A 26,806-nucleotide genomic window follows, 5' to 3' on the forward strand; every position below is an offset into this window, starting at 1 on the left:
GAATGACAAAGCAAGTATTGATTACAATCAAAGGGCTTCAGATGCCGGGAGGCGGGGAAGAGGATACGAATATAGAGCTGATTACAGCCGGAGATTATTATAAAAAGAACGGACATCATTTTATTATGTATAATGAGGTGACGGAAGGCTTTGAGGGCAGTACAAAGAACTATATAAAAGTGAAAGAAGATTCTGTGGAAGTAAGGAAAAAGGGAGTTGCCAATGCCCATATGGTGTTCCAGGAGAACAAGAAAAACCTTACATACTACTCTACCCCCTATGGGAGTATGGAGATGGGAATCTCCGCAACCCGGGTAAAAATTCAGGAAACCCGGGAAAATATAGATGTGAATGTAGACTACGCGCTGGAAATTAATGAACAGCATGTGGCAGACTGCAATATCTGCATTAATATTAAATCAAAAGAGGCTCAGGACTTTTCACTGAGATCATAAAAGGATTGCGGACAGAGCCGCAATCCTTTTTTTCATCCTATGGCCGGTTAGGAGCGTTTTCCAGTGGTGGCATCCATAGCCTTATTTCTCAGGCGCTGGAAGAAGCCTTTCTTTTTGGCCGGTGCTTCCAGAGGACCTCTGACACCCCGGACATCTGTAATGTAGATTCCGCTGATGGTAGCTTTGACTTCCTTTTTCAGAGGGATTACATCGAAGATCCTCTCATCGCAGACCAAAGTCATAATCTTGGGGCCCACTTTTGCCTTTACAATAGGAAGCTTGGATCTTCTCATAAGCTTGGGCGTCTGATCTATCACTGCCTGAGGGAGCCCCGAAGTTTTTAGGGGCATCCTTTTTTTATCTATAATCAGCATGGGGACGACTTGTTTCGCAGCCTCTATCTGCTCCTGCTGTGCTTCTTGCTTTTTCTGTGCTCTTTTTCCCAGGAAATATAATACGACAACGGCAACTGCAAGAATCGCCAAAATAATCAATAATACTTTCCAAAGTTCCATAATTAACCTCCTAAAGTGTATTGAATCCACTGCCCCGCAGTTTCATACGCAAATTTCATTTTAGCATTAATTCTAGAAAAAGGCAATTATTAATTTGCCAAAAAAAGGCGGAGGAAAGGGCGGGAAAGGGAGCTGTGAGGCATAAGTAGACAAAGGGTCCTAATAGATTAGAATAGTGGCAAGGAGGATATGGGAGGAATCTTTATGAAGGACCGTGGCGTTATTCTTACTGGGGTTTGTCTGCTTCTCCTATTGGCGGCAGTACACCGATACGATATCCAGGGTACTGAAGATGGCGAAAGAGAGACCGGCATAAGCCAGGCTGCTGCGCAGGCAGGCGGAAAAAAGGGGATAATGGAGGAGGCAAAGCTGCTGGCAGCAGGCTATGACTACGACGGTGCGGTATCTCTGCTGAAAAAGGCCCCCGGCTATGCAGAATCAAAAGAAATGCAGGAGGCAGCTGCGAAGTACCTGGCCAGGAAAGAAGACTGCAGACCTGCGGACGTGGAGAAGATTCCTCATATTTTCTACCATTCTCTGATTGCAGATACTTCCAGGGCTTTTGACGGGGACAGCAGAGAAGGGGCCTACAATCAGGTGATGACAACTGTCAGTGAGTTTACTAAAATTATGGAACAGATGTATGAGCGGGGATACGTTTTGGTAAGGCTAAAAGACCTGGCAGGGGAAAAGACAGATGGAAATAGGAGAACCTATATGGCTTTGGAGGAGATCCTTCTCCCGGAGGGAAAGAAACCTTATGTGCTCTCTGTGGATGACCTCAGCTATTACCATTATATGGACGGGGATGGGTTTGCCAGTAAAATTGTTCTGGACGGGGACGGCCGGCCAAAGTGCCAGTATACCGCCGCAGACGGAACGGTTACCGTGGGGGATTATGATGTGGTTCCCCTGCTGGATTCTTTTTTGAGGGAGCATCCGGACGGTGCCTATAAAGGAGCCAGGGGAACCATTGCCCTTACCGGTTATAACGGCGTTTTAGGATACCGGACAGACACGGCATATGAGACAGGTGAAAATCTGGATGAGGATCAGAAGAAGTTTCTGGAGGCAAATCCGGATTTCGACTATGAAAATGAGGTTCAGAATGCAAGGGCGGTGGCAGAAGGGCTGAAGAAGGACGGCTGGGAGTTCGCCAGCCACACCTGGGGACATCTGAGAGCCTACAGCTGCAGCTATCAGCAGATGGTGGAGGATACAAGAAAGTGGAAGACAAGGGTAGCCCCTATTGTGGGGGACACGGATGTGATTATCTTTGCCTTTGGGGAGGATATCGGGGACTGGCACCCCTACACCCAGGAGAATGAAAAATACAGGTTTTTAAAAAGCCAGGGGTACCGTTATTTCTGCAATGTAGATTCCAATACCTCGTGGGTCCAGATTACCGATGAATATCTCCGGCAGGGGAGAAGGAATGTGGATGGCTACCGGATGTACTATGACATGACGGAAGGCACCAATAAGCTTTCTGACCTGTTTCAGGTGGAGGAAGTATTCGACCCGGCAAGGCCCGTTCCGGTGCCTCCTATGGGAGAATGAATGTGAAAAAATTATGAAATGGACGGGAAAGGCTTTCTTTTTAAGGCCATGTATGGTATAACACATGTGTGGCTTTAACTTGAAAAGCCTCTGTCTTGAAACAAGATAAGACTCCCCGCTTGCAGAAAGTACGCCAAGGCGTACTTGAAATTGTACAGATTTATACGATAACCGGGAGCCTAGAAAGGATGAAAATATGAAAAAAAGGGGTACATTAATCGCGCTGGCTCTGTGTACAGCGCTGGTGTTTACCGGATGCTCAGGCAGCAATTCCAAAGATGGCAAGGACAGCAAAAATACAGGAGAAAAAATTGACATATCTGATATGAAGGATTCCGATGACCTGGTAAAGGCGCTGGACCTTAAAGATTTGGGCAAATATATGACTCTGGGCCAGTACAAAGGACTGGAAGGCACTAAGATGGTGTATGAGATTACAGATGAAGATGTGGATGCCCAGGTAAACGGTACATTATCTCAAAACTCTGCTGTGGTGACAGACCGGCCGGTTCAGGACGGGGATATTGTCAATATTGACTACGTGGGAACGGTAGACGGCGTAGAGTTTGAAGGGGGAAAGGGACAGAACTATGACCTTACCATCGGATCCGGTGAATTTATCGACGGATTTGAGACAGGCCTTATAGGAGCAACCACAGGACAGGAGGTTGATGTCAATGTTACCTTCCCGGATCCTTATCAAAATAATACGGATCTGTCCGGTAAAGATGCAGTTTTTCATGTGACAGTGAATTCCATCTCAGCACCTCCGGAGCTTACGGATGAGTGGGTGGCAGCAAACACAGAATATAAAACAGTAGATGAATACAAGGCGTCTATCAGAAAAATGATTGAAGACAGCAATGACGATCAATCCATCTATTACCTTGCTACGTCTCTGTTCAGCCAGGTACAGGAGAACTCCGAGATCAAGGAATATCCGGAAGATCTGGTTAAGAAAGAAACTCAGAATTATAAAGATCAGATAGAATCTATGTATGCAGCGGCTGCTGGTATGACCATGGATGAGTTCATTGAGGCTCAGGGTTATACAGAAGAGACTTTTAACGAGCTGGCAGAGGAAAAGGGCAAAGAGCGTCTGCAGCAGAAGATGATCGTACAGGCTATTATGAATGCTGAGGATATAAGAATCACGCAGGAAGATTATGATAAGATGGTAGAAGACTATGCACAGAGATATGGATTTGAGAGCAAGGATACTATGATCCAAAGCTACGGGGAAGATATGGTAAAGGATACTATTCTCTGGAATAAGGTTGGAGATGTGCTGGTCGAGAACGGTAAGATTACGGATCAGACAGTTGATGAGGGGGAAGCAGACACCAGCGGCGCATCCCAGGGCGAAGCGGACGCCAGTGACGATGCCCAGCAGGAAGAGACAGCGGAATAAGCCAGAACACGAATCGGATCTTTAATAAACCCGGTGACAAACAGGCGTAAAGTAAGATAGCCCGTTTGTCCCGGGCTTTTTTATGAGAATATTTCCCATTTATTACCAAAACATAACATTAAATTACAATAAAGGTTCAAATTTTTTCATGAAAGGCGTTGTAAGAAAAAGAATTATCGATTATAATAAGCATGATATGCAAAATACTGGAAGTTAAGGAGTATGACAATGTCTGTTTTATTTATAGAATATCCAAAATGCAGTACCTGCCAGCGTGCAAAAAAATGGCTGGACAGTCACGGGATTGAATATACGGATCGGCATATAAAAGAAGAAAATCCTACCAGCGGAGAGCTTGCAGAGTGGTACAGAAAAAGCGGACTGCCTTTGAAGCGCTTTTTTAACACCAGCGGAATGATTTATCGGGATATGGGACTGAAAGATAAGCTTCCTACGATGACGGAAGAGGAGCAGCTGGAGCTTTTGGGTACGGACGGTATGCTGGTAAAGCGGCCGCTGATTATAGGGGATGATTTTGTACTGACAGGTTTTAAGGAGAAGGAATGGGAAGACGCCTTGTGTAGCTGAGCAGAGGGAACAGTATGACTTATACGATTGCGGGAGTTGTTGGCTTTTTATTATTCGTATTATATGATATAAACAGTGTGCTGTGGAGAAGGAAAAGTCTCCACTGCGGCTTTTTTGCGGGGAATGTGCTTATTATAGGTGCAACCATAATGTTGATAAAAAGAGTATGGAATGAGGCGTTTGTGTCAATGGGTTCTGTCTTGTGGGGCCTGTTGGCACTGTTCTTTTTAGGGCTTCTCATTTATACTCTATTTTTTGCCCTGCCATTTGGGGATACGTATCAGACCATGGACGGCAGACCCCAGGTCTGCAGCGCGGGGGTGTATGCCCTGTGCCGGCATCCGGGGGTTCTGTGGTTTTTCTTTTTTTATCTGTTTCTGGGTCTGTCTCTTCACTCCCTGCAGCTTGTGGGAACAGGAATGGTGCTCAGCCTGTGCAACCTGGGGTACGTGATTCTGCAGGATATATGGACGTTTCCCAGAAGTCTGGGCGGGTATGAGGAGTATAAAAAGAGCACTCCTTTTTTAATCCCTACGAAGGGGAGCATTATGGCTTGCCTTACTACACTGCGGCAAAGGGGGCGGAAGGAACATGAGGTTTGAAGAAAAGTTAAAAGAATTTCCAAAAGAAGCGATATGGAGCGAGTACTGTGGCTTTTTGGATCTTGATATCAAGGAGTATATGCAGATACAAAACCGGCTCTTATTAGAACAGATCCGTCTGTGGAGCAGATCTCCCCTGGGGCAAAGCTTTTTAAAGGGAAAATATCCGGGAACCATAGAAGAATTCCGCGCTATGGTGCCCCTAACTACATATGATGACTATGCAGATGTACTGCTGGCCAGAAGAAAGGAAATGCTGCCGGAGGAGCCGGTAATCTGGATTCAGACCACCTGGGAGGGCGGCAAACATCCCATAAAGGCAGCACCCTACACCCAGGGAATGCTGAAAACGTATCAGAACAATGTTCTGGCATGTCTGATTCTGTCCACAAGTAACCGGAAAGGGGAGTTTGACGTAAGTCCTGCGGACAATATCCTGTACGCCCTTGCCCCCCTGCCCTACCCTACCGGGCTGTTTCCGGTTGCCCTTGGGGACGAGATCGGCATTGGCTTTCTGCCTCCGGTCAAGGATGCCGTGGAGATGTCCTTTAAGGAGAGAAATGTAAAAGGGTTTCAGATGGGACTGAAGAAGGGAATTGAGTTTTTCTTCGGCATGGGAAGTGTGGCCTACTATGTAAGCCTGAGCGTTGCTGCCATGGGAAGCGGCGGCTCCTCCAAAGGACTGAAAAAACTGGCGGGGATCTCCCCGTCTATGCTTCTGCGCCTGGCTAAGGCAAAGAAAATATGCAAAGAGGAAAACCGGCAGCTGAAGCCTAAGGATTTGTTTCAGCTAAAAGGTTTTATGTGTGCAGGCACGGACAACCGGTGCTATAAAGATGACCTGGAAGACCTCTGGGGGATCCGCCCTATGGAGCTTTTTGCAGGGACAGAGCCCAGCTGCATTGGGACAGAGACCTGGACCAGGAATGGAATGTATTTTTTTCCGGACACTTGTTTCTATGAATTTATTCCGGAGGCAGAGATGGAGAAGAATATGGAAGACAGTACTTACCAGCCCCGTACGGTTCTGATGAATGAGGTACAGGAGGGCGAAAAGTATGAACTGGTACTTACCATCTTTAAGGGAGGGGCTTTTGCCAGATACCGGGTGGGAGATGTATACCGGTGTGTGGGGCTTACGAACAAAGAGGACGAGACAAAGATTCCCCGTTTTCAGTATGTGGACAGGGTATCCTCGATCATAGATATTGCGGGATTTACCAGAATCTCTGAGTATTCCATAACCCGGGCCATAGAGTTGTCCGGACTTCCGATCAAGGACTGGATCGCACAGAAAGAGTATAAAGATAACCGGAGACCTGTATTACATATGTATTTGGAGATGGAGGCCGGCTGTCTGGCCAACCACGCGGTAAGTCAGATGATCCTGAAAGAGCATCTGGGGATTTATTTTAAATATATTGACGAGGATTACCAGGATCTGAAAAAAATTCTGGGAATGGATCCTCTGGAAATTACTATATTAAAATGCGGCACGTTTGACCGCTGCAGACTGGAGACGGGGAAAAATATCCGGCATATGAGCCCTCCGGCCCGGGAAGTACAGGACCTGCTGCGGGCAGAGTATGACAAAGGAGGGATAGGACGTGTATAGCTATGCGAGTGTGCCGATTATTGCACTGTTTTGTTATTCCTTCCTTCTGGTGTCCTTCCTGGCGGCCAGAAAAAATAAGATTATTAATTCTTTTATTGGCCTCTTAGTTATTATGATTATGTGGACCGGTGGCTCCTTTTTTATGCGCATGGGGCTGTGGCCCTATGAAAAGTTCTGGTTTCATGTATCTCTGATCGGGATGATGATGATGCCCGTGGGATTTTTGGGATTTATCCGGGAATTCATGGAGGTTAAAAGTAAGTACCGCAAAGGGTTCTGGTCTGTTCTTGTTCTGATCATCATGGCCGTGAATATAAAAACAGGAGTCTTTGTAGATGCACCGCAGATGAAGGAGATAGCCACGGGGCAGATAACCTATATTTATGATATTCACTGGCCGGTGGTTGTCCTCTTTCTTACAGAAGCGTTTATCCTTCTTGACTGTGCCGGGATGATTTATAAGAACGGGCGCCGCAATGCTGTGGTTAGGAAGAAACTCAATCCGATCCTGCTGGGGATTTTTATCCTTTTCCTGGGACATGTACTGCTTGTATTCCCGCTTTTTAAAGGATTTCCCATTGATCTGATGAGCGGAATTATCAATGCCTTTCTAATGTTTTATGCACTGTACAAAAAACGTTTGTTTAAGCTTACACTTTTGATTTCCAGAGGGAACTGTTATGCCCTGGCTATTGTTCTGGCTGTAGTAATCTTTTATAATCTGGTTCGGCCTTTGGAGGAACTGCTGAGCGGACTGTTTCACCTGGGAGATTCCCAGAGAGTTATGGCGATCGCTGTCCTGGTAATGCTGGTAACCATGGGCATGTATGCGATACTTAAAAAGTTTTTTGACGAACTGTTCGTGAAGGATGAACTGGTTCAGACGGAGAATCTCCGGGACTTTAGTTCGAAGGTATCCAAATCCCTGAATATCCAGGAAATTCTTACAGAATTGATTGAAATTATACAGAAAACAATTTCTGTGGAAAAGGTATATATCTGCATACAGGACGACCAGGGGGAATATAAGATGGTGCAGAGCACCAGTCCCCTCAACCGACGGGATTTTGTGCTGGCAAAGGATCATCCCGTAGTAGAATATCTGAAGAAATCAGACGGATGTCTGCTGATGAGGGAATTTAAACGGACGGTTGCCTATAAATCTATGTGGGAAGAGGAGAAGCATCAGCTGGCTGTCTGGAAAATAGAATGTTTTGTTGCCTTAAAGGATGAAGAGGATATCATTGGTATCGTCATGCTGTCCAATAAGCTGAAGCATGAGAGGTATACCTATAATGATATTAGCTTTCTTACCTCTGTAGATTCCGTAAGCTCTATTGCGGTTAAGAACTCCAGGCTCTACGAAAAGGCTTATGAGGAGGCCAGGAAGGATGAGCTCACCGGCCTGCTCAACCGGAAATGCTTTTACGAGGTTCTGGACGAGGCCTATGAAAGATTTAAAGACAGTTCTCTGGCGCTTATTATCCTGAATATAGATGATTTTAAGCTGTACAATCAGCTGTACGGGGACCAGGAGGGGGATATTGCCCTCCAGAAAGTGGCGGCCATTATACAGGCAAGCGCAGGGGAAAAAAGCTATGTGGCAAGATACAGCGGGAAAGAATTTGCCATTATTCTGCCCCAGTATGATCTCCACATGGCGAAAAAGCTGGCGGAAAACATTGCGGCACAGATCCGGGATATGAACCGGCACTCCAAAGAGTATGCTCTGAAGGCTCTTACTGTAAGCTGTGGGATCTGCGGAATTCCATTTTCAGCCTCCAATCCTCACGAGCTGGTAAACAATGCGGATATGGCAGTCTATCATGTGAAGCGTTCAGGTAAAAATGCTGTTATGATTTATTCCGTGGGCCAGGATCAGAAGTTTGCTATGCAGGTGCCTGAACCGGCATATAAGAAGAGTGTGTACTCAGAATATGCATCTACCATCTATGCCCTTACAGCTGCCATTGATACCAAGGATCACTATACCTTCAGTCATTCCAAGAATGTGGCATACTATGCCAGCGAGCTGGCTAAGGCGTACGGCATGAATCAGGAATGTGTCAATATTGTGCACGAGGCGGGGCTTCTCCACGATATCGGAAAGATCGGTATTCCTGAGGATATTCTAAACAAACCGGGAAAGCTTACGGACGAGGAATACGAGGTTATGAAGGGACATGTGGAGCATTCCATCGGAATTATCCGTCACCTGCCCTCTCTGGATTACGTCATTCCCGCTGTTATCGGACATCATGAGCGATATGACGGAAGGGGATATCCCAGACGGATTGCGGGGGAAGATATTCCTATTATGGCCCGGATGCTGTGCGTGGCGGATTCTTTTGACGCTATGATTTCCAAGAGAAGCTACAAGCCAAGTATGGAGGTGGACAAAGCGCTGGGTATTCTGGAGGAAGAGGCCGGTATGCAATTTGATCCGAAGCTGGTTCCTATTTTTATAGATTTGGTGAAGCGTCAGGTCATTGAAATTCAGCTGAACTGAAAAATCTTCTTTCTTCTTGACAGAAAAATAAAAATATGATACGTTATCCATTGTATGGATGATAGTTCCTGAATTAGAGCTTTCCATGCAAATATTTTTTGACCACTCGTTAAGAGTTAAGGCCATACGGACAGCCGGGTCAACTGCCGATTGGCAACTTTCGTTGCCTTATTGATTGAGTTAAAAGCTCAAATTTTATAAGTTGGTTACTCAAAACCAGTGCATAGCTGCACATCAACTTGTGAAACGGTCAATAAGAGTGGTAAAAGTAAAATGTTTGCTATATAGACTCTAATTCTCAACTGCATTTTGAATAAATAGGAACAGGGGGGCCTGCAGGCCATAGCCTCTGTTTTCAAATAAAACAAAATCAGAAAAGACGATGAAACGCAAGTGATGGGCGGTAGACTGCCTGTTGCCTGCGTTTTTTTATTATATAGGAAACATTGTTCCCTATGCAATAAAAACCCTCCGGGGGATCACACTGCGGCAGACCATCCAATTTGCGGACTCAGGACTGCATACAGGCGTCTATTGCACATAATTAGCTGAATAGAAAGGAGAGGAGGCCAATGAGTCTTTCACAGGAAAAGGCCCCTGTCTACGAGGCACTGGAGGAATTCAGGCGGATGAGAGTGGTCCCGTTCGATGTCCCCGGACACAAAAGAGGGCGGGGGAATAAAGAGTTAAGGGAATTTCTGGGAGAAAAGTGCGTCAGCCTGGATGTGAATTCCATGAAGCCTCTGGATAACCTGTGCCATCCCGTATCTGTCATCAGGGAGGCAGAGGAGCTGGCGGCAGAGGCCTTTGGAGCGTCGCACGCCTTTCTGATGGTGGGGGGCACTACCTCCGCGGTACAGAGTATGGTGCTGACTGCCTGTAAACGGGGGGATAAGATCATTCTTCCGAGAAATGTCCACAGGAGTGTGATTAATGCTTTGGTTCTCTGTGGAGCAGTGCCTGTGTATGTCAACCCCGATGTGGATCATCAGCTTGGGATTGCCCTGGGGATGAAGGTGTCCCAGGTAGAACAGGCGATTACAGAGAATCCCGATGCAGTGGCTGTTCTTGTAAATAATCCTACCTATTACGGGATCTGCTCGGATATAAAGTCCATTATTGCCCTTGCGCATGCTCATGGAATGATGGTGCTGGCGGATGAGGCCCACGGCACCCACTTTTATTTTGGGGAAAATCTGCCGGCGGCAGCTATGAAGGCCGGTGCGGATATGGCGGCGGTGAGTATGCATAAGTCAGGGGGAAGCCTTACCCAGAGTTCTCTTCTGCTTACAGGACCAGAGGTGAATCCGGGATATGTAAGCCAGATAATTAATCTGACGCAGACTACCAGCGGGTCCTATCTGCTTTTGTCCAGCCTGGATATCTCCAGAAGAAATCTGGCGCTCCACGGAAGAGAGACGTTCCGGCAGGTGGTGGAGCTGGCAGAATATGCAAGAGCGGAGATCAATGCCATAGGCGGTTATTATGCCTACTCCCGGGAGCTGGTGAATGGGGACAGCATCTATGATTTTGATGTGACAAAGCTTTCTGTCTATACCCTGGAGATCGGTCTGGCGGGGATTGAAGTCTATGATCTGCTCCGTGATGAATATGATATCCAGATAGAATTCGGGGATATCGGCAATATACTGGCCTACCTGTCTATCGGGGACCGCAGACAGGATATTGAGCGCCTGGCCAGTGCCCTGGCAGAGATTAAGCGGCTGTATCAGAAGAGCAGGAACGGTATGATGAGCCAGGAATACATAAGTCCCCAGGTGGTGGTAACGCCTCAGGACGCCTTTTATGCCAGGAAAGAATCTCTGCCGCTGAAAGAGACGGCGGGAAGAGTGTGCAGTGAATTTGTTATGTGCTATCCCCCGGGAATTCCTATTCTGGCTCCGGGAGAGAGGATTACGGATAAGATACTGGACTATATTGTGTATGCCAGAGAAAAGGGCTGCTCCATGACCGGGCCCGAGGATGAGAAGATAGAAGCACTGAATGTATTGCTATAGAGACCTGTTTTTGAGAGGACGCAAAAGGTCCGCAGGGGACGGGGATTTTAGGAAAATATAGAAGATAAGGAGAGGTGGAAAATGGAATTATGGTTTTCAGAGCGTCATACCCAGAATGTGAAGTTTTCCATTCGTGTAGAGAGACAGCTTTACAGCGGACAAAGTGAATTTCAGCGGATTGATGTATTTGACTCCAGGGAGTTTGGACGGTTTCTGACCCTGGACGGTTATCTTATGCTGACAGAGAAGGACGAATTTATATATCATGAAATGATGACCCATGTGCCTATGGCAGTGCATCCCGATCCCAGGAAGATCCTGGTTATCGGAGGAGGAGACGGGGGCGTAATCCGGGAACTGACCAGGTATGAAAAGATAGAGCGGATTGATATGGTGGAGATCGACCCTCTTGTGGTAGAGGTATCCAAAAAATATCTGCCACAGACGGCCTGCCGGCTGGACGATCCCAGGGTACATATCTATTATGAGGACGGCCTGCGTTTTATACGTTCTGTACACGAGGAATATGATCTCATTATTGTGGACTGTTCAGATCCCGGGGGGCCTGGGGAAGGGCTGTTCACCAAGGAGTTTTACGGGAGCTGCTATAAGGCTTTGAAAGACGACGGGATTATGGTAAATCAGCATGAGAGCCCCTTCTATGAGGAGGATGCCATGACTATGCAGAGAGTACACAAGCGCATTGTGGAGAGCTTTCCCATCAGCAGGGTCTATCAGGTGCATGTGCCCACTTTTCCGGCGGGGCATTGGCTGTTTGGGTTTGCCTCTAAAAAATACCATCCGGTCCGGGACCTGGATGCTGTCAAATGGAATATGCTTGGGCTTTCCACCCGGTATTATACGACACAGCTCCACGCAGGGGCTTTTGCCCTCCCATATTATGTAGAGGAGATGCTGAAGCATGTTGAATAAGAATATAGAAGTATTTATCGGCTGTGAGGCGGAATATGAGGAGGCAGGGATTGTGCTGTACGGGGCACCCTATGATTCCACGACTTCTTACCGGCCTGGGGCCCGGTTTGGAAGCAAGGCTATGAGAAGCGAATCCTTCGGCCTGGAGACTTACAGTCCCTATCAGGACAAAGATTTGACAGAACTGAAAGTTTTTGACAGCGGTGATCTGGAGCTGTGTTTCGGAGATTCCTCCCTTGCTCTGGAAGACATAGAGAGACGGGCTGAGGAGATTCTGGAGGACGGGAAGCTGCCTGTGCTTTTGGGCGGAGAACATCTGGTGACTCTTGGAGCTGTCAGGGCAGTGTTCAAACGGTACCCGGATCTCCATATGATTCACTTTGATGCCCACGCGGACCTGAGGGAGGATTACCTGGGCGCAAGACTGTCCCATGCTTGTGTACTCAGGCGCTGCTGGGAACTTCTGGGGGACAAAAGAATCCACCAGTTTGGAATACGCTCAGGGGATCGGGAAGAGTTTCGCTGGGGAGCCAGGGGCCATGTGTATACCAGAAAATTCGATTTTCAGGGACTTGCGGAGACGGTAGAGAAACTAAAAGGTAAGCCTGTGTATTTCACCCTGGATCTGGATGTGCTGGATCCCAGTGTATTTCCCGGAACGGGGACACCGGAGGCCGGGGGCGTAACCTTTGACCAGCTGAGGGACGCAGTGGAGCTGGTTTGCAGGGGCACGCAAATTGCAGGGTGCGATATGGTGGAGCTTTGCCCGGGGTATGACCCCAGCGGAATTTCAACGGCAGCAGCCTGCAAGGTACTGCGGGAGATGCTTCTTGCACTGAAACCACAGAGACAGGTTATTACATAGAAAAGGAGAATATAAGTATGGGAAAAGCGTTGATTATTGGCTGCGGCGGTGTTGCATCTGCAGCCATCCATAAATGCTGTCAGAACAGCGAAGTATTTACAGAAATCTGCATTGCCAGCAGAACAAAAGCAAAATGTGATGCACTGAAGGAAAAGCTGGAGGGAACTACAAGCACAAAGATTACAACCGCACAGGTAGATGCGGACCATGTGGACGAGCTTACGGCACTGATCGAAAAGGAAAAGCCGGATGTTGTGCTGAATCTGGCGCTGCCCTATCAGGATCTCACCATTATGGAGGCCTGCCTGGCTACCAAAACACACTATATAGATACAGCAAACTATGAGCCAGAGGATACGGCCAAGTTTGAATATAAATGGCAGTGGGCCTACAAAGAGAGGTTTGAGAAAGCGGGAATCACTGCCCTTTTAGGAAGCGGGTTCGACCCTGGAGTGACTGGTGTTTTTTCTGCATATGCCCAGAAGCACTATTTTGATGAGATTCATTATATTGACATACTGGACTGCAATGCAGGGGATCACGGATATCCCTTTGCCACAAACTTTAACCCGGAAATAAATATCAGGGAGGTATCAGCCAAGGGAAGCTATTGGGAGAACGGAAGCTGGGTTGAGACGGAACCTATGGAAATTAAGAAGGTCTATCATTTTCCGGAAATCGGGGAGAAGGATATGTACCTGCTCCACCATGAAGAGCTGGAATCCCTGGCGCTGAATATCAAAGGTATTAAGAGAATCCGATTTTTTATGACCTTCGGGCAGAGCTATCTGACCCATCTTAAGTGCCTGGAGAATGTGGGGATGACATCCATTGAACCCATTGAATTCGAAGGAAAGCAGATTGTGCCTCTCCAGTTTTTGAAGGCTGTGCTCCCGGATCCCTCGTCTCTGGGACCAAGAACCAAAGGAAAGACGAATATTGGCTGTATTTTCCGGGGAATAAAGGATGGAAAAGAAAGGAATCTTTATATCTACAATGTATGTGACCACCAGGAATGCTACAGGGAGGTAGGATCCCAGGCAGTGGCATATACCACAGGGGTTCCGGCTATGATAGGCGCCATGATGGTAATGACGGGCAAATGGCAGAAGCCGGGGGTATTCAACGTGGAAGAATTCGATCCGGATCCCTTTATGGAGGCTCTGAACCGGTGGGGGCTGCCGTGGAAGACAGAGGAGCAGCCGGAGCTGGTAGACTGATATGCGCTGGGAACAATTGCCTACTCCCTGCTATGTAGTGGATATATCCCGGCTAAAGGAGAATCTGGAAATACTCAAAGGAGTGGCAGACCGCACCGGATGCGAGATCCTTCTGGCACAGAAAGCATTCTCCATGTATTCCCTGTATCCTCTCATAGGGGAGTACTTAAGCGGCTGTACTGCCAGCGGACTCTATGAGGCCAGGCTGGGGGCTGAGGAGATGGGAAAAGAGAACCATATCTACTCCCCCGCCTACAGGGCCGAAGAGTTTCCCGAAATCTGCGAGATCTGCAGCCATATCATCTTTAATTCCTTTTCACAGCTGGAGAAATACGGCCCTGTGGCCATAGAACGGGGAAGAAGCGTGGGACTGCGGATTAATCCCCAGTACTCCACCCAGGAAGCACATGCCATCTACGATCCCTGTGCACCAGGTTCCCGCCTGGGAGTAACTCTGGAAAACTTCAGGCCAGATCTTTTGGGAAACGTAGAAGGCCTTCATTTTCACACCCTGTGCGAGCAGGATGCCTATGATTTGGACGCCACCCTGGATGTAATTGAGGAAGCGTTTGGCCCCTATATGGAAAGAATGAAATGGGTTAACTTCGGGGGCGGACACCACATCACAAGGCCGGGTTATCACATAGAAGTGCTGGAAAAATGCATCCGGCGGATACAGAACCGTTACCAGGTACAGGTATATCTGGAGCCGGGGGAGGCCATTGCCCTGGATGCGGGCTATCTGATCACCGAAGTACTGGAGATTGTAAAAAACGGTACTGACACCGCTATTCTGGACACATCCGCCGCCTGCCATATGCCGGATGTCCTGGAAATGCCCTATCGGCCTCCGCTAAGAGAGAGCGGAGAACCCGGGGAAAAATCCTATACCTGCCGCCTGGCCGGACCCACCTGCCTGGCCGGAGATATCATAGGCGACTATTCCTTTGACCACAGGATTAACCCGGGGGAGCGGCTGGTGTTCGAAGACATGGCAATCTACTCTATGGTAAAAAACAATACCTTCAACGGCATGAGGCTGCCGGGGATTGCAGTTTTGGAAGAAGACGGGGATTGCAGGTTAGTAAAAGAATTTGGCTACGAAGACTTTAAAATGCGGCTGTAAAGGTATAAAAGGGGACGTGTACTTTCTAAAAAGAACACGTCCCCTTTTGGGGATAGGCCTGTCCCTAACTGCCATAAAATGTATAAAAACCCTGATTTGAGCAGATAGTATAACAGAATTGGCAAATAGAAGGGAGTTTTTGTTATGCTGCTGATTAACGGTAGAGTTTTAACTATGGCAGGAAAGGTTTGGGAGAATGGTTATGTCCGTACAGAGGGAAAGGTGATCGCAGACATAGGAAGTATGGATACCATATGTGTTAATGACAGTGAGGAGGTAATTGATGCCTGCGGCGGCTGGATTATGCCAGGCCTGATTGACGCCCATACTCACATGGGGATTACGGAGGAGCGCAAGGGAACCATAGGAGATGACTGCAATGAAATTACAGATCCCATTACTCCTCACCTCAGGGGATTGGATGCGGTGAATCCTATGGACTGTGCCTTCCACGATGCTATTATGGCAGGAATCACTTCAGTTATGGCAGGACCGGGAAGTGCGAATGTAGTGGGCGGTCAGTTTGTATTTATGAAGACTCACGGACGGTGTATTGATGAGATGTGTGTACTGGAGCCGGCTGCCATGAAAGTGGCATTCGGGGAAAATCCAAAGACAAATTATGGAGATCAGGGCCAGTCCCCTGCTACCAGGATGGCGATTGCAGCCATGCTCCGGGAGGAGTTGTTTCGGGCAAAGCAGTACTGGGAAAAGAAGAAAAAGGGAAAACTCTCAGAGAAGGATTTCCGCATGGAGGCCTGGATACCGGTTCTGGAGAAGAAGATACCAATGAAGGCCCATGCACACAGGGCGGATGATATTCTGACAGCAATCCGCATAGCCAGGGAATTTGATGTGGATATAACTCTGGATCACTGCACCGAGGGACACCTGATTGCTGAGGAAGTGGCAGCGTCTGGATTCCCCGCCATCGTGGGAACAGATCTTACCTCCCGTTCAAAGATAGAGGTGGAGAATATGAGTTTTAAAACCTGCGGGATTTTGGAGAAGGCAGGTGTAATGGTTGCGGTGACAACCGATCATCCGGTAGCGATCATCCGGTACCTGCCCCTGTGCGCAGGGATGGCTGTGCAGCAGGGCATGTCTCTGGAGGGCGGTCTGAAGGCACTGACCATTCATCCCGCCAAAATCTGCCGGGCAGCGGATCGGGTAGGCAGCCTGGAAGTGGGAAAAGATGCGGACATTGCCGTATTTACAGGAAATCCCATGGAAGTGTTTACGGAGACCATCTGTACAGTGATCGACGGGGAGGCAGTCTATCGCCGGGAGTAAACGTAATTTTAAATGGTAATCTTTTCGGAAATTGGCGAAGTCTTACAGCAGGGCTTCGCCTTTTTGTCAATGCATGCTATACTATACCAAAGTCAAAAAACTTGGAAAATCTATGCCCGGGGAGAAATGTGCATCCTGCGTATGAGTACACTACGCGGGCATCGATGTAGAAGCCGGAACAGACAATGATAGAAATTTTTGGAGAAGACTATGAAGCAAAACGGAAAACCAGACAGGACCTTGCTGGAGAATCAGGACTACAATTTCATAAAAACCGACAAACATTTAGGAAAACATGTGATCCTTCTGGGACTTGCAGGCAGTTATTCCTACGGTACCAACAATGAGAGCAGCGATATCGATATCCGGGGAATAGCCCTGAATCAAAAGTCTGATCTCATCGGTATGACAAACTTTGAGCAGTATGTGGATCAGAAAACAGATACGACTATTTACTCTTTTCGGAAAATAATCACCTTGCTTTTGAACTGCAATCCCAATACCATAGAGCTTCTGGGACTAAATCCAGAGCATTACCTGTATCTGAACCAAATCGGAGAAGAGCTTCTCGCAAACCGCAGCCTGTTTCTGTCAAAACGGGCAGTACATTCCTTCGGAGGCTATGCGGATGCCCAGCTCAGACGCCTCCAGAATGCGCTGGCCAGGGATTCCTATCCCCAGCGGGAGAAAGAACTTCATATCTTTCATTCTGTGAGAAACGCGATGTACGAGTTCCAGAACCGGTACAGCAGCTTTGAAAACGGGAGCCTGAAGCTTTATGTGGATGTATCCGGGAATCCTCAGCTGGAGACGGAGATATTTGTTGACGCGAATCTTAGACACTATCCTTTAAGAGATTATAAAAACATCTGGGCAGAGATGAATAATATTGTGAGAGACTATGATAAAATAGGCAAAAGAAACAAGAAAAAAGACGACAATCACCTGAATAAACATGCCATGCACCTGATCCGCCTCTTTTTGATGGCCATTGATATTCTGGAGAAGGGGGAGATTCATACGTACCGGGAAAAGGAGCATAACTTACTATTATCCATCCGAAACGGGGAGTTCCAGAAAGCGGACGGCACCTTCCGTTCAGAATTCTATGAGATGCTGACAGGCTATGAAAAAGCTCTGGAACGGGCAGCCCGGGAAACCGCCCTTCCGGATGAACCGGACAGGGAAGCTGTGGAGGCGTTTGTTATGCGGGTGAATCGAAAAGTAGTGACAGATGAAATATAAACGGAGGACAGATATGACAGAAAGAGAAAAGATGCTGGCAGGAGAAATATATGACTGCGGAGATACGGAGCTGTTGAAGCAATGGCACAAAGCGAAAAACCTCATTCGTGAGTATAACCAGACGGGTTCAGAGTGTTTGGAGGAAAAGGACAGGATTTTGTGTGAATTATTAGGGGCACGGGGGGAAAACCTCTGGATTACTCCGCCATTCTATGCAGATTACGGGTGTAATATATCCTTCGGCAATAACTGCGAGGTCAATATGAACTGTACGTTCCTGGATGATAACAAAATTATCATAGGCAACAATGCTCTTATTGCACCTAATGTTCAAATCTATACCGCATATCATCCCGCAAATGCCCGGGAGCGGTTTGGGGAGCTAAGTGAAAGCGGCGGGTTTGCATTCTGTAAGACCCAATCGGCACCGGTAATTATCGGGGATAATGTGTGGATTGGCGGCGGGGCGATTATCCTGCCGGGCGTGACCATTGGAAATAACGTTGTGATAGGCGCGGGAAGTATTGTGACAAGGGAGATACCTTCGGACAAGATTGCATATGGAAATCCCTGCAGAGTAATCAGGGATAATCTATAAACGCAGCATCAGCCCTATAGTTCTAAAAAGTATAGGGAAAATATTCCCCTGCAACGGCTGCTTTTTCAGGATTTTTTATCCGGGAAGAAGGGGAACCTGAAAGAGCCATTCTACTGACATATACGGATTCTCTCCTGCATACATTGTAAAAACAAGTTTTCCGGAGGACTTCCGTGAAAGAATATATTGAAGAACGTGCGGTGGACATCGCCAATTACATTATAGACTGTAATGCGACGGTGCGTCAGACTGCGAAGAAATTTGGGGTTTCAAAATCAACGGTACATAAAGATGTAACCGAACGCTTATTGCAGATCAATCCTACGCTTGCCAGAAAAGCAAGAAAAGTTCTGGATGTAAATAAGCAGGAGCGTCATATCCGTGGCGGAATGGCCACCAGAGAAAAATATTTGCATAAAGCCCCCTGATTGTCTTGCTGCACATAAGAATCTGCCTATCATGAATCAAACTGCCGCAGCCATATTCCGTCAGAATGGCTGCGGCAGAATGCTTATAGCTTGTGGCACTGTTCAACATTAAGGACAAAGATGGTGGCCCCTCCCACGTCAACCGGAATCGAGGGAATCGCGGCATAATTATAGCCGTTGGAGCTTTCCGGATATGGGGTAGGATAAGAAATCTGCTTCCTTTTTCCGCATTCCTCAGAAAAAATATCAAGCACCTGCTGTATCTGATCGTCCTGTACAACTGTAAAAAGAGTTGCATTTCTCTTACGGAGAAAACCTCCGGTAGTAGAAACCTTGGTAACGGCAAAGCCGGCCTGGTTCAGGGCATACATAACATTATTCACATCACTGGCACATACCACAGCATAAATCATTTTCATAGGACATCTCTCCTCTCCTGCCAATGGTTTCAAAAAGCTAACTTTCCGTACTATTATAAAACTTGACTCTCCCTTCCGTCAACGGTTAAGTTTTTATAAAGAAAACCAGGAAAAATATTCCCTCCGCCCTATTGTAAGGCAAAGGGGATAGCAGTATAATGTGAGGGAAATGTTAAAAATGCGTTAAGATAAACATTTTTGAGGAGAGAGAAATGAATTATATGTTTAGCAACAAGGATCTGAGGAGGCTAATCCTTCCTCTGATCGTGGAACAGTTCCTCCAGTCCTTCGTAGGACTGGCCGATTCTATTATGGTAGCCAGCGTGGGTGAGGCTGCCGTATCCGGCGTATCTCTGGTAGATACGGTCATGATTCTGTTAATTAATATATTTGCTGCCCTTGCGACCGGCGGAGCTGTTGTAGCCGGACAGTTTATAGGCAAAAAGAAACAGGACATGGGCTGCCAGGCAACCAACCAGCTGATTTTATTTACGGCATCCTTTTCCCTGGTGATTATGGCCTTGGGTTATCTGTGCAGAGGATTTATCCTTCACGGTGTCTTCGGAAAAATCGAAGCTGAGGTTATGTACGATGCCAATATCTATCTATTGATTGTATTTGCTTCTATTCCTTTCATTGCCCTGTATAACGCAGGCGCTGCCATCTTCCGCGCCATGGGAAATTCCAAAATGTCCATGCAGCTGTCCATGATTATGAATGCAATTAATCTGGGCGGGAATGCTATTCTTATCTACGGACTGCACAGAGGTGTGGAAGGAGTTGCCATCCCTACTCTTGCGTCCAGGGTCATTGCCTGTATCCTGATGATGATTATGCTGGTGGATCCCAGGAGAACCCTTCATATTGTAAGACCCTTCCGCATTCATATAGACAGAATGCTGCTGAAAAAGATTCTCTACATTGGTATCCCCAACGGCCTGGAAAACAGTATGTTTCAGCTGGGCAAGATTCTGGTGCTGAGTATCGTGGCAGGCTTCGGAACGTCGTCTATTGCCGCTAATGCAGTGTCCAACAATATCGCTATGTTTGCCATCCTGCCGGGCATGTCTGTGGGATTTGCGCTGCTTACCGTAATCTCTCAATGCGTGGGTGCCGGGGATTACCAGCAGGCAAAATATTACACCCGGAAGCTGATGAAGATCACCTATCTGGCCCTGATTGCCATTAATATACTGCTGATGCTGATCCTGCCTCTGATTATCCGCATCTACGGCCTGTCCCATGAGGCCAGCACCTATGCCTATAAAATCCTGATTTACCATTCGATCTGTGTGGTAACTATATGGCCCCTATCCTTCACTCTGCCCAATACACTGAGGGCTTCTAACGACGTAAAATACACTATGGTTCTGGCCATTATTTCTATGTGGGTCTTTCGGATTGGCTTCAGCTACATTCTGGGAGTGAACCTGAAGATAGGAGTATTCGGAGTGTGGGTGGCTATGACCATAGACTGGCTGTTCCGGTCCATTGCCTTTGTATGGCGGTATCTCAGAGGAAAGTGGCAATTGCAGAAAATATAAAATTTACCATTGTCAAGGAGGGAGAGCTCCTATATAATGAGGTACAGATCCATCGGACGGATACAGTATGATGGAAAACAAACACACAGGAGGAATTATTTTGAAGAGAGAGACAGTCATAGTTCTGGACTTTGGCGGGCAGTATAATCAGCTTATTGCCAGACGGGTGCGTGAATGCAACGTATACTGCGAGATATTTTCTTATAAAACAGATATAGAAAAAATAAAAGAAATCCAGCCGAAAGGTATTATATTTACTGGCGGACCCAACAGTGTATATCTGGAGGACTCCCCTACCTACACCCAGGAGATCTTCCAGCTGGGAATCCCTGTTCTGGGCATCTGCTACGGCGCTCAGCTGATGATGCACCTGTTGGGAGGAGAAGTGGGAACCGCCCCGGTGAGAGAATATGGGAAAATTGAGGTTACGGTAGATCCTTCAGCAAAGCTTTTCAGGGAAGTATCCGAAAAGACGATCTGCTGGATGAGCCACAACGATTATATCGCAAAGGCAGCTCCCGGATTTGACATCATTGCCCATACGTCAGACTGTCCGGTGGCAGCCGTGCAGAACACAGAAAAGAATCTGTACGCGGTTCAGTTCCACCCCGAGGTGCTCCACACCCAGGAAGGCAAAAAGATGCTTTCTAATTTTGTCTACCAGGTATGTGAATGCTCCGGCGACTGGAGAATGGATTCCTTCGTGGAAGAAAGTATCCAGGCAATCCGCCAAAAAGTAGGAAAAGGCAAAGTGCTCTGTGCTCTCTCCGGAGGCGTGGACTCCTCTGTGGCAGCGGTTATGCTGTCAAAAGCAGTGGGGAATCAGCTCACCTGTGTATTTGTGGACCACGGACTGCTCCGCAAGAACGAGGGAGACGAAGTAGAAGCTGTGTTCGGCCCTGAGGGAGCGTATAATCTGAACTTTATCCGCGTAAACGCCCAGGAGCGCTTTTATGAAAGATTAAAAGGCGTGGAAGAGCCGGAGAGTAAACGGAAGATTATTGGGGAAGAGTTCATCCGTGTGTTCGAAGAGGAAGCAAAGAAAATCGGTGCCGTGGACTTCCTGGTCCAGGGAACCATTTATCCCGATGTTGTGGAGAGCGGCGTAGGCGGAGAGTCTACGGTGATTAAATCCCATCACAATGTGGGAGGACTTCCTGACTATGTAGATTTCAAGGAGATTATAGAGCCCCTTCGGGACCTGTTTAAAGACGAAGTGCGAAAAGCCGGCCTGGAGCTTGGGATTCCGGAATATCTGGTATTCCGCCAGCCGTTCCCCGGCCCGGGACTGGGAATCCGAATCATCGGAGAAGTGACAGCCGAGAAAGTAAAAATGGTTCAGGACGCGGATGCCATCTGGCGGGAAGAGATTGCAAATGCCGGGCTGGACAAGAAGATTGGACAGTATTTTGCCGCGATTACAAATATGCGGTCGGTGGGGGTCATGGGGGATGAGAGAACCTACGACTATGCAGTGGCCCTGCGGGCAGTTACAACTACGGACTTTATGACAGCAGAGAGTGCGGAGATTCCCTGGGAAGTGATTGGGAAGGCAACCAGCAGGATTGTGAATGAAGTGAAGCATATTAATAGGGTGCTTTATGACTGTACGGGGAAGCCGCCGGCAACGATTGAGTTCGAGTGATGAAATGGACTTGGAAAAACCTTTATTTATGAGGGTTGCAAGCAAAATTGTTTAAGTGTTGGCAACGATTTGGCAACATTTAGAGTATCACTCACTGAATAATAGAATACTTCAATAACAGAAAAACCTTGCTGATTTTCAGATATGGAAACTGAACATCGGCAAGGTCTTTTTATGCTTATTTCTGCTTTTTCTTTTTAGACGCTTTCTTTTCTTCTTTCTCGATTTTCTGAAATTCTTTGACAAGCATATCACTGACCGCCTGCGAGGGAACACTCACCCAATGCCCTGAGGTGTCAAGTTCGGGGTACTTGTATCGCCACTGGTCGTATTCTTCTCTGCTTATCTCGCCCCGTTCCAGCATGGCAGATTGTTCCTGCCATGCGTGGAACATTTTGAACATGGAGGAATAGGTGGAATAGTCGGACTTGTCAAGGCGCAGGCAGATTTCCCCGTCAATCTCTCCGATTTTCAGTCCGTACATATCTTCCAGTGCAAAGAGCGTGTGCATAAGCCCGATATAGCTGTCAATCTCCGGGACTGTGATTGCTCGTGGGCTGACATCAAAGATATGTGCCATTTCTTTTACAAGGTCTTGCTTCGGCGTTCTGGCTTCTGATTCGTACTGCGCCATACGGACATCAGAGGTCTTTCCGAGAAAACCGAGGATTTCGCCTAACTGCTTCTGCGTCATGCCTTTCCGATTACGGAAAAAGCGGATTCGTTTGCCGATTGCCATAATAAAACCTCCGTTGTAGTTATAGTGATACAACCATTCTTGACTTAAACATTTCTGTTGAAGTTAGTATAACATGGTGCAATAGGAATAGCAAGAGAAACTTAAATAAAAAAAGTTAATATTTTTCTGCAAACCACTTGACTTAACGGAATTTATTTAGTATTATGGATACAAATTAAACAAAAACAGTTAAATAAAGAAAGGGTAGGATAACTGAATGGCAGAAAAATCATTTATGACTGTGGAGGAAGTGGCGGCGGAATTGCGGGTGTCAAAGTCAAAAGCTTACCAGATTGTGCGAGAACTGAACGCAGAATTGCAGAAACAGGGCTATCTGACGGTGGCTGGTCGTGTAAACGCTACATTTTTTCATAAAAAGGTCTGTTACAGCGATTAAGAGGAAAGGAGATGATTTGAATGGCTGTATACAAAGACAATGCTACAGGAATGTGGCGGGTAATCTATCGTTTTACGAACTGGAAAGGGGAGCGGAAGCAGACCCAGAAACGGGGATTTGCTACGAAGCGGGAAGCACAGGCGTGGGAGCATGAAGCCATGCTGAAACAGGGCGCAAAGCTGGATATGACGTTTGCCAGCTTCTTTGAGGTTTACGAAGCCGACAAGAAACAACGTGTCAAGGAAAGCACATGGGAATCCAAAAGCCATGTAATCCGCACAAAGATTTTACCATATTTTGGGAATCGGAAGATAGCGGAGATTGAAGCAAAGGACATTATCGCATGGCAGAATGAACTCATGGCATATCGGGACGAGAAAGGGAAGCCTTATTCGGCAGATTATCTGAAAACCATACACGCCCAGCTTACGGCGATTTTCAACCATGCTGTGAACTTCTATAACCTGCCCTACAACCCGGCAAGGCGGGCTGGAACAATGGGAAATGAGGTTCCGAAAGAAATGGACTTCTGGACGAAAGAGGAATATCTGAAATTCTCCGAAGCCATGATGGATAAGCCCCGTTCCTATTATGCCTTTGAAATGCTTTACTGGTGTGGAATCCGCTCCGGCGAACTGCTGGCGCTCACTCCGGCTGATTTTGACTTTCAGAAGCAGACGGTCACAATCAGCAAGACATTTCACCGATCTAAAGGGAGGGACATTATCACAAGCCCGAAAACGAAAAAAAGTAACCGTACAATCAAAATGCCACTATTTCTCTGTGAGGAAATGCAGGAATATATCAAAATGCTTTACGATATTCAGCCGGACGAGCGGCTGTTTACGGTCACAAAATCCTATCTCAATCATGAAATGGAACGAGGGGCGAAGCAGGCGGGCGTAAAAAAGATTCGCGTTCACGACATCCGGCATAGCGCGGTTTCCCTGTTAATCGACATGGGATTTTCAGTGCTGGCGATTGGGGAGCGCATGGGGCATGAAGCGGAGAAAATCACTTACCGCTATGCCCATTTATTCCCTACGGTGCAGACGGAAATGGCAGAAAAATTGGAAATGGAGCGTAGACATAAGGAGGACGCAAATGGAAAGAACTCTTGATTACAAAGGGCGGTGGCGCAATCATACAGTAGCGTTTCGGGTATCGGACGAAGAAGCGAAGCTGCTTAACGATTTGGTGGCACTGTCGGGATTGACGAAGCAGGACTACATCACAAGGCGGCTGCTGTGCCGGGACGTGGTAGTACAGGGCAATCCGAGGGTGTATAAGGCACTGAAAAATCAAATGGCGGCTATCTACGAGGAATTGAAGCGGTTGGAAGCATTAAGCCCGGACAATGACGAACTGCTCTACACGTTACAGGTAATCGCAATCACATTAGACGGTCTGAAAGGAGAAGATGAATGACAGAAACAAAGAAAACGACTGCTCCCGTATTATCTGTTGGCGCAGATAGGGAACAGCCGAATACAAAAAACCACAATGAAATTATAGCAAATGAAACAGCACAAATCAATCTGCAAGCCGCAAATATCCCGGAGAAATCCGGGAGCGGCGGGCTTCAAACCGTTTCCATGACGGAACTGTATGATACCGTCTATCCGCCGAGAACGCCGGTTGTGGACGGGTTTCTCTATGGCGGCACTTATCTTTTTGTAGGTGCGCCGAAAGTTGGAAAATCGTTCTTTATGGGGCAGCTTGCCTACCATGTGGCAATGGGGCTTCCGCTGTGGGATTATCCCGTCCGAAAGGGGACGGTGCTGTATCTGGCACTGGAAGATGATTACGCAAGGCTTCAGCGGCGGCTCTCCAGTATGTTCGGTGTGGAATGTGCGGATAACCTGTACTTTGCGACACAGGCAAAAACCTTGAATGAGGGCTTAGACAGGCAATTAGAGGAATTTCTGAAAGCGCATACGGACGCAAGGCTGATTATCATTGACACGCTCCAGAAAGTGCGTGAAGTCGGCGGGGACAGGTACAGTTATTCCAGTGATTACGAGATTGTGACAAAGTTAAAATCGTTCAGCGATAAATATGGTATCTGCCTGCTGGTGGTTCATCACACACGCAAGTTGGAATCCGAGGACAGCTTTGATATGATTTCCGGCACAAACGGGCTACTTGGAGCGGCAGACGGGGCGTTTATCATGCACAAGAAAAAGCGCACTGACAACGAGGCGGTCATGGATATAGTGGGGCGTGACCAGCCGGATCAGGAGCTGACCATAGAGTTTGACCGGGAGCGCTGCGTCTGGAAATTCAAAAAGGCGGAAACGGAACTGTGGAAACAGCCGCCGAATCCTCTACTGGAAGCAATCAACAATTTTCTGACAGAAGATAAGCCGGAATGGGAGGGGACGGCAACAGAACTTGTGAGCCAGTTGCCGGATATGCAGATACAGGCAAACGTGCTTTCCAGAAAGCTGAATGTAGTCAACAGCCAGTTGCTTAATGACTATGGAATTTTCTACGACAATAAGCGGGGGCATGAAAGGAAGATTACTCTGAAACGGCTTGAGCCGAGAGAGTAAAAGCGACGATATGCGTCGGTTGCGACGGTATTTTTTACAGCGGGCTGGTATAGAAAATATCGACGCTATCGACGCAAACCGACGCAGAAAGGATTTTTTATGAAGAACGTGCAAATTTCTTTTGAATTGTTTGTATCTCTGCTCCGCTATCATCTAATGGAAGAAGATGATTGTCTGAATGAAATCCGGCAGGGGTTGGAACAGAAATTGGATTCTCTGGTTCGCCATGAATTATATGCGAAATATAAGACTGCGCCCACACAGGAAGAACGGGAAAAAGCCAGACAGGAATATCTGGAAAAACGTGGAGTGCCGGATAGCTTCCGCTGGTAGTTTTCCTTTGATGATAACAGACAGGAGCGTGTCACGCTCCTGTGGATAGCAGACAACGAGAAAGGCAGAAAGCGGCTGGAAGCCGCCCCGTCCGTAGGACGGAAAAGCCCTCGGCAGAGCGCAAAGGCAGCTTTTGATGGACGGAACGGCTGTCAAAAGTGCTTTTGCGTTACTTTCGGCGAAAGTAACAAAG

General features: G+C 47.3%; 26 protein-coding genes. 23 read left to right on the forward strand and 3 right to left on the reverse strand.

All coding sequences use genetic code 11. From position 1 onward, the window contains the following. The first annotated feature begins 2 nt into the window (after positions 1-2). Positions 3-455 carry a DUF1934 domain-containing protein gene (locus ACGHCT_RS02970; protein WP_154256955.1) on the forward strand — a complete coding sequence of 151 codons (453 nt, stop codon included), beginning with the start codon at positions 3-5 and terminating at the stop codon, positions 453-455. A 47-nt stretch (positions 456-502) separates the two neighbouring features. Here the strand turns inward: ACGHCT_RS02970 and ACGHCT_RS02975 are convergent, their stop codons facing one another. Continuing rightward, a complete protein-coding gene (locus tag ACGHCT_RS02975) occupies positions 503-970 on the reverse strand; it encodes a hypothetical protein (RefSeq protein ID WP_154256954.1) in 468 nt (155 codons plus the stop codon). Between the two features lie 204 nt (positions 971-1,174). Between ACGHCT_RS02975 and ACGHCT_RS02980 the strand changes: the two genes are divergently transcribed. The 15 genes from ACGHCT_RS02980 to spoIIID all read left to right on the forward strand — a co-directional run bounded on the left by ACGHCT_RS02980 (position 1,175) and on the right by spoIIID (position 18,981). Beyond that, complete coding sequence (locus ACGHCT_RS02980) at positions 1,175-2,530, forward strand: polysaccharide deacetylase (RefSeq protein ID WP_390438128.1); 1,356 nt, start codon at positions 1,175-1,177, stop codon at positions 2,528-2,530. Positions 2,531-2,726: 196 nt separating this feature from the next. Next, entirely contained in the window at positions 2,727-3,941 is a 1,215-nt protein-coding gene (tig, locus tag ACGHCT_RS02985; RefSeq protein WP_154256952.1) for a trigger factor, read from the forward strand. Positions 3,942-4,169: 228 nt separating this feature from the next. Beyond that, complete coding sequence (locus ACGHCT_RS02990) at positions 4,170-4,529, forward strand: arsenate reductase family protein (protein ID WP_256280827.1); 360 nt, start codon at positions 4,170-4,172, stop codon at positions 4,527-4,529. Between the two features lie 14 nt (positions 4,530-4,543). After that, positions 4,544-5,131 carry a hypothetical protein gene (locus ACGHCT_RS02995; RefSeq protein WP_226902043.1) on the forward strand — a complete coding sequence of 196 codons (588 nt, stop codon included), beginning with the start codon at positions 4,544-4,546 and terminating at the stop codon, positions 5,129-5,131. Beyond that, positions 5,121-6,746, forward strand: a complete 1,626-nt coding sequence (locus tag ACGHCT_RS03000) for a GH3 auxin-responsive promoter family protein (protein ID WP_154256949.1) — start codon at positions 5,121-5,123, stop codon at positions 6,744-6,746. Before ACGHCT_RS02995 ends, ACGHCT_RS03000 begins: the two co-directional genes overlap by 11 nt. Continuing rightward, positions 6,739-9,255, forward strand: a complete 2,517-nt coding sequence (locus ACGHCT_RS03005; protein ID WP_390438131.1) for an HD domain-containing phosphohydrolase — start codon at positions 6,739-6,741, stop codon at positions 9,253-9,255. Before ACGHCT_RS03000 ends, ACGHCT_RS03005 begins: the two co-directional genes overlap by 8 nt. Positions 9,256-9,827: 572 nt before the next feature. Further along, entirely contained in the window at positions 9,828-11,273 is a 1,446-nt protein-coding gene (locus ACGHCT_RS03010) for an aminotransferase class I/II-fold pyridoxal phosphate-dependent enzyme (RefSeq protein WP_226902047.1), read from the forward strand. A gap of 81 nt (positions 11,274-11,354) precedes the next feature. Beyond that, complete coding sequence (speE, locus tag ACGHCT_RS03015; RefSeq protein WP_154256947.1) at positions 11,355-12,206, forward strand: polyamine aminopropyltransferase; 852 nt, start codon at positions 11,355-11,357, stop codon at positions 12,204-12,206. Then, positions 12,196-13,071 carry an agmatinase gene (gene speB, locus ACGHCT_RS03020; RefSeq protein WP_226902051.1) on the forward strand — a complete coding sequence of 292 codons (876 nt, stop codon included), beginning with the start codon at positions 12,196-12,198 and terminating at the stop codon, positions 13,069-13,071. The genes speE and speB overlap by 11 nt, the downstream gene beginning before the upstream one ends. Before the next feature lie 17 nt (positions 13,072-13,088). Next, positions 13,089-14,291: a saccharopine dehydrogenase family protein gene (locus tag ACGHCT_RS03025; protein ID WP_154256945.1), complete on the forward strand. Its 1,203-nt coding sequence runs from the start codon at positions 13,089-13,091 to the stop codon at positions 14,289-14,291. 1 nt (position 14,292) lies between these two features. Further along, the gene (gene nspC, locus ACGHCT_RS03030) at positions 14,293-15,417 is read left to right on the forward strand and encodes a carboxynorspermidine decarboxylase (protein WP_226902053.1); all 1,125 of its coding nucleotides are present in this window, start codon (positions 14,293-14,295) and stop codon (positions 15,415-15,417) included. Between the two features lie 144 nt (positions 15,418-15,561). Beyond that, positions 15,562-16,710 carry an amidohydrolase gene (locus ACGHCT_RS03035; protein WP_226902054.1) on the forward strand — a complete coding sequence of 383 codons (1,149 nt, stop codon included), beginning with the start codon at positions 15,562-15,564 and terminating at the stop codon, positions 16,708-16,710. A 210-nt stretch (positions 16,711-16,920) separates the two neighbouring features. After that, positions 16,921-17,955 (forward strand): DNA polymerase beta superfamily protein, encoded by a 1,035-nt coding sequence (locus ACGHCT_RS03040; RefSeq protein WP_154256942.1) that lies wholly within the window; start codon positions 16,921-16,923, stop codon positions 17,953-17,955. A 13-nt stretch (positions 17,956-17,968) separates the two neighbouring features. After that, a complete protein-coding gene (locus tag ACGHCT_RS03045) occupies positions 17,969-18,553 on the forward strand; it encodes a sugar O-acetyltransferase (protein ID WP_154256941.1) in 585 nt (194 codons plus the stop codon). Between the two features lie 173 nt (positions 18,554-18,726). Then, positions 18,727-18,981 carry a sporulation transcriptional regulator SpoIIID gene (gene spoIIID / locus ACGHCT_RS03050; RefSeq protein ID WP_072854829.1) on the forward strand — a complete coding sequence of 85 codons (255 nt, stop codon included), beginning with the start codon at positions 18,727-18,729 and terminating at the stop codon, positions 18,979-18,981. An 83-nt stretch (positions 18,982-19,064) separates the two neighbouring features. Here the strand turns inward: spoIIID and ACGHCT_RS03055 are convergent, their stop codons facing one another. Next, complete coding sequence (locus ACGHCT_RS03055; protein WP_072854828.1) at positions 19,065-19,400, reverse strand: cyclic-di-AMP receptor; 336 nt, start codon at positions 19,398-19,400, stop codon at positions 19,065-19,067. Positions 19,401-19,612: 212 nt separating this feature from the next. Here ACGHCT_RS03055 and ACGHCT_RS03060 point away from each other — a divergent pair, with 212 nt between their 5' ends. Beyond that, the gene (locus tag ACGHCT_RS03060) at positions 19,613-20,944 is read left to right on the forward strand and encodes an MATE family efflux transporter (RefSeq protein WP_390438137.1); all 1,332 of its coding nucleotides are present in this window, start codon (positions 19,613-19,615) and stop codon (positions 20,942-20,944) included. A 100-nt stretch (positions 20,945-21,044) separates the two neighbouring features. Then, positions 21,045-22,589, forward strand: coding sequence for a glutamine-hydrolyzing GMP synthase (guaA, locus tag ACGHCT_RS03065; RefSeq protein WP_154256939.1), 1,545 nt, complete (start codon positions 21,045-21,047; stop codon positions 22,587-22,589). Positions 22,590-22,767: 178 nt separating this feature from the next. Here guaA and ACGHCT_RS03070 read toward each other — a convergent pair whose 3' ends face one another. Further along, on the reverse strand, positions 22,768-23,328 hold the full coding sequence (locus ACGHCT_RS03070; RefSeq protein WP_390438139.1) for a helix-turn-helix domain-containing protein: 561 nt from the start codon (positions 23,326-23,328) through the stop codon (positions 22,768-22,770). A 217-nt stretch (positions 23,329-23,545) separates the two neighbouring features. Here ACGHCT_RS03070 and ACGHCT_RS03075 point away from each other — a divergent pair, with 217 nt between their 5' ends. The 5 genes from ACGHCT_RS03075 to ACGHCT_RS03095 all read left to right on the forward strand — a co-directional run bounded on the left by ACGHCT_RS03075 (position 23,546) and on the right by ACGHCT_RS03095 (position 26,613). Next, on the forward strand, positions 23,546-23,725 hold the full coding sequence (locus ACGHCT_RS03075) for a DNA-binding protein (RefSeq protein WP_021869173.1): 180 nt from the start codon (positions 23,546-23,548) through the stop codon (positions 23,723-23,725). A 20-nt stretch (positions 23,726-23,745) separates the two neighbouring features. After that, positions 23,746-24,846, forward strand: a complete 1,101-nt coding sequence (locus ACGHCT_RS03080) for a tyrosine-type recombinase/integrase (RefSeq protein WP_390438142.1) — start codon at positions 23,746-23,748, stop codon at positions 24,844-24,846. Next, a complete protein-coding gene (locus tag ACGHCT_RS03085) occupies positions 24,830-25,153 on the forward strand; it encodes a plasmid mobilization protein (protein WP_107000556.1) in 324 nt (107 codons plus the stop codon). Before ACGHCT_RS03080 ends, ACGHCT_RS03085 begins: the two co-directional genes overlap by 17 nt. Then, on the forward strand, positions 25,150-26,280 hold the full coding sequence (locus ACGHCT_RS03090; protein WP_390438144.1) for an AAA family ATPase: 1,131 nt from the start codon (positions 25,150-25,152) through the stop codon (positions 26,278-26,280). The genes ACGHCT_RS03085 and ACGHCT_RS03090 overlap by 4 nt, the downstream gene beginning before the upstream one ends. Before the next feature lie 99 nt (positions 26,281-26,379). Beyond that, positions 26,380-26,613, forward strand: a complete 234-nt coding sequence (locus tag ACGHCT_RS03095; RefSeq protein WP_390438146.1) for a complexin-2 — start codon at positions 26,380-26,382, stop codon at positions 26,611-26,613. Positions 26,614-26,806: the final 193 nt, after the last annotated feature.

The organism is Lactonifactor longoviformis (assembly GCF_042848515.1).
Classification (GTDB): Bacteria; Bacillota; Clostridia; order Lachnospirales; family Lachnospiraceae; genus Lactonifactor; species Lactonifactor longoviformis.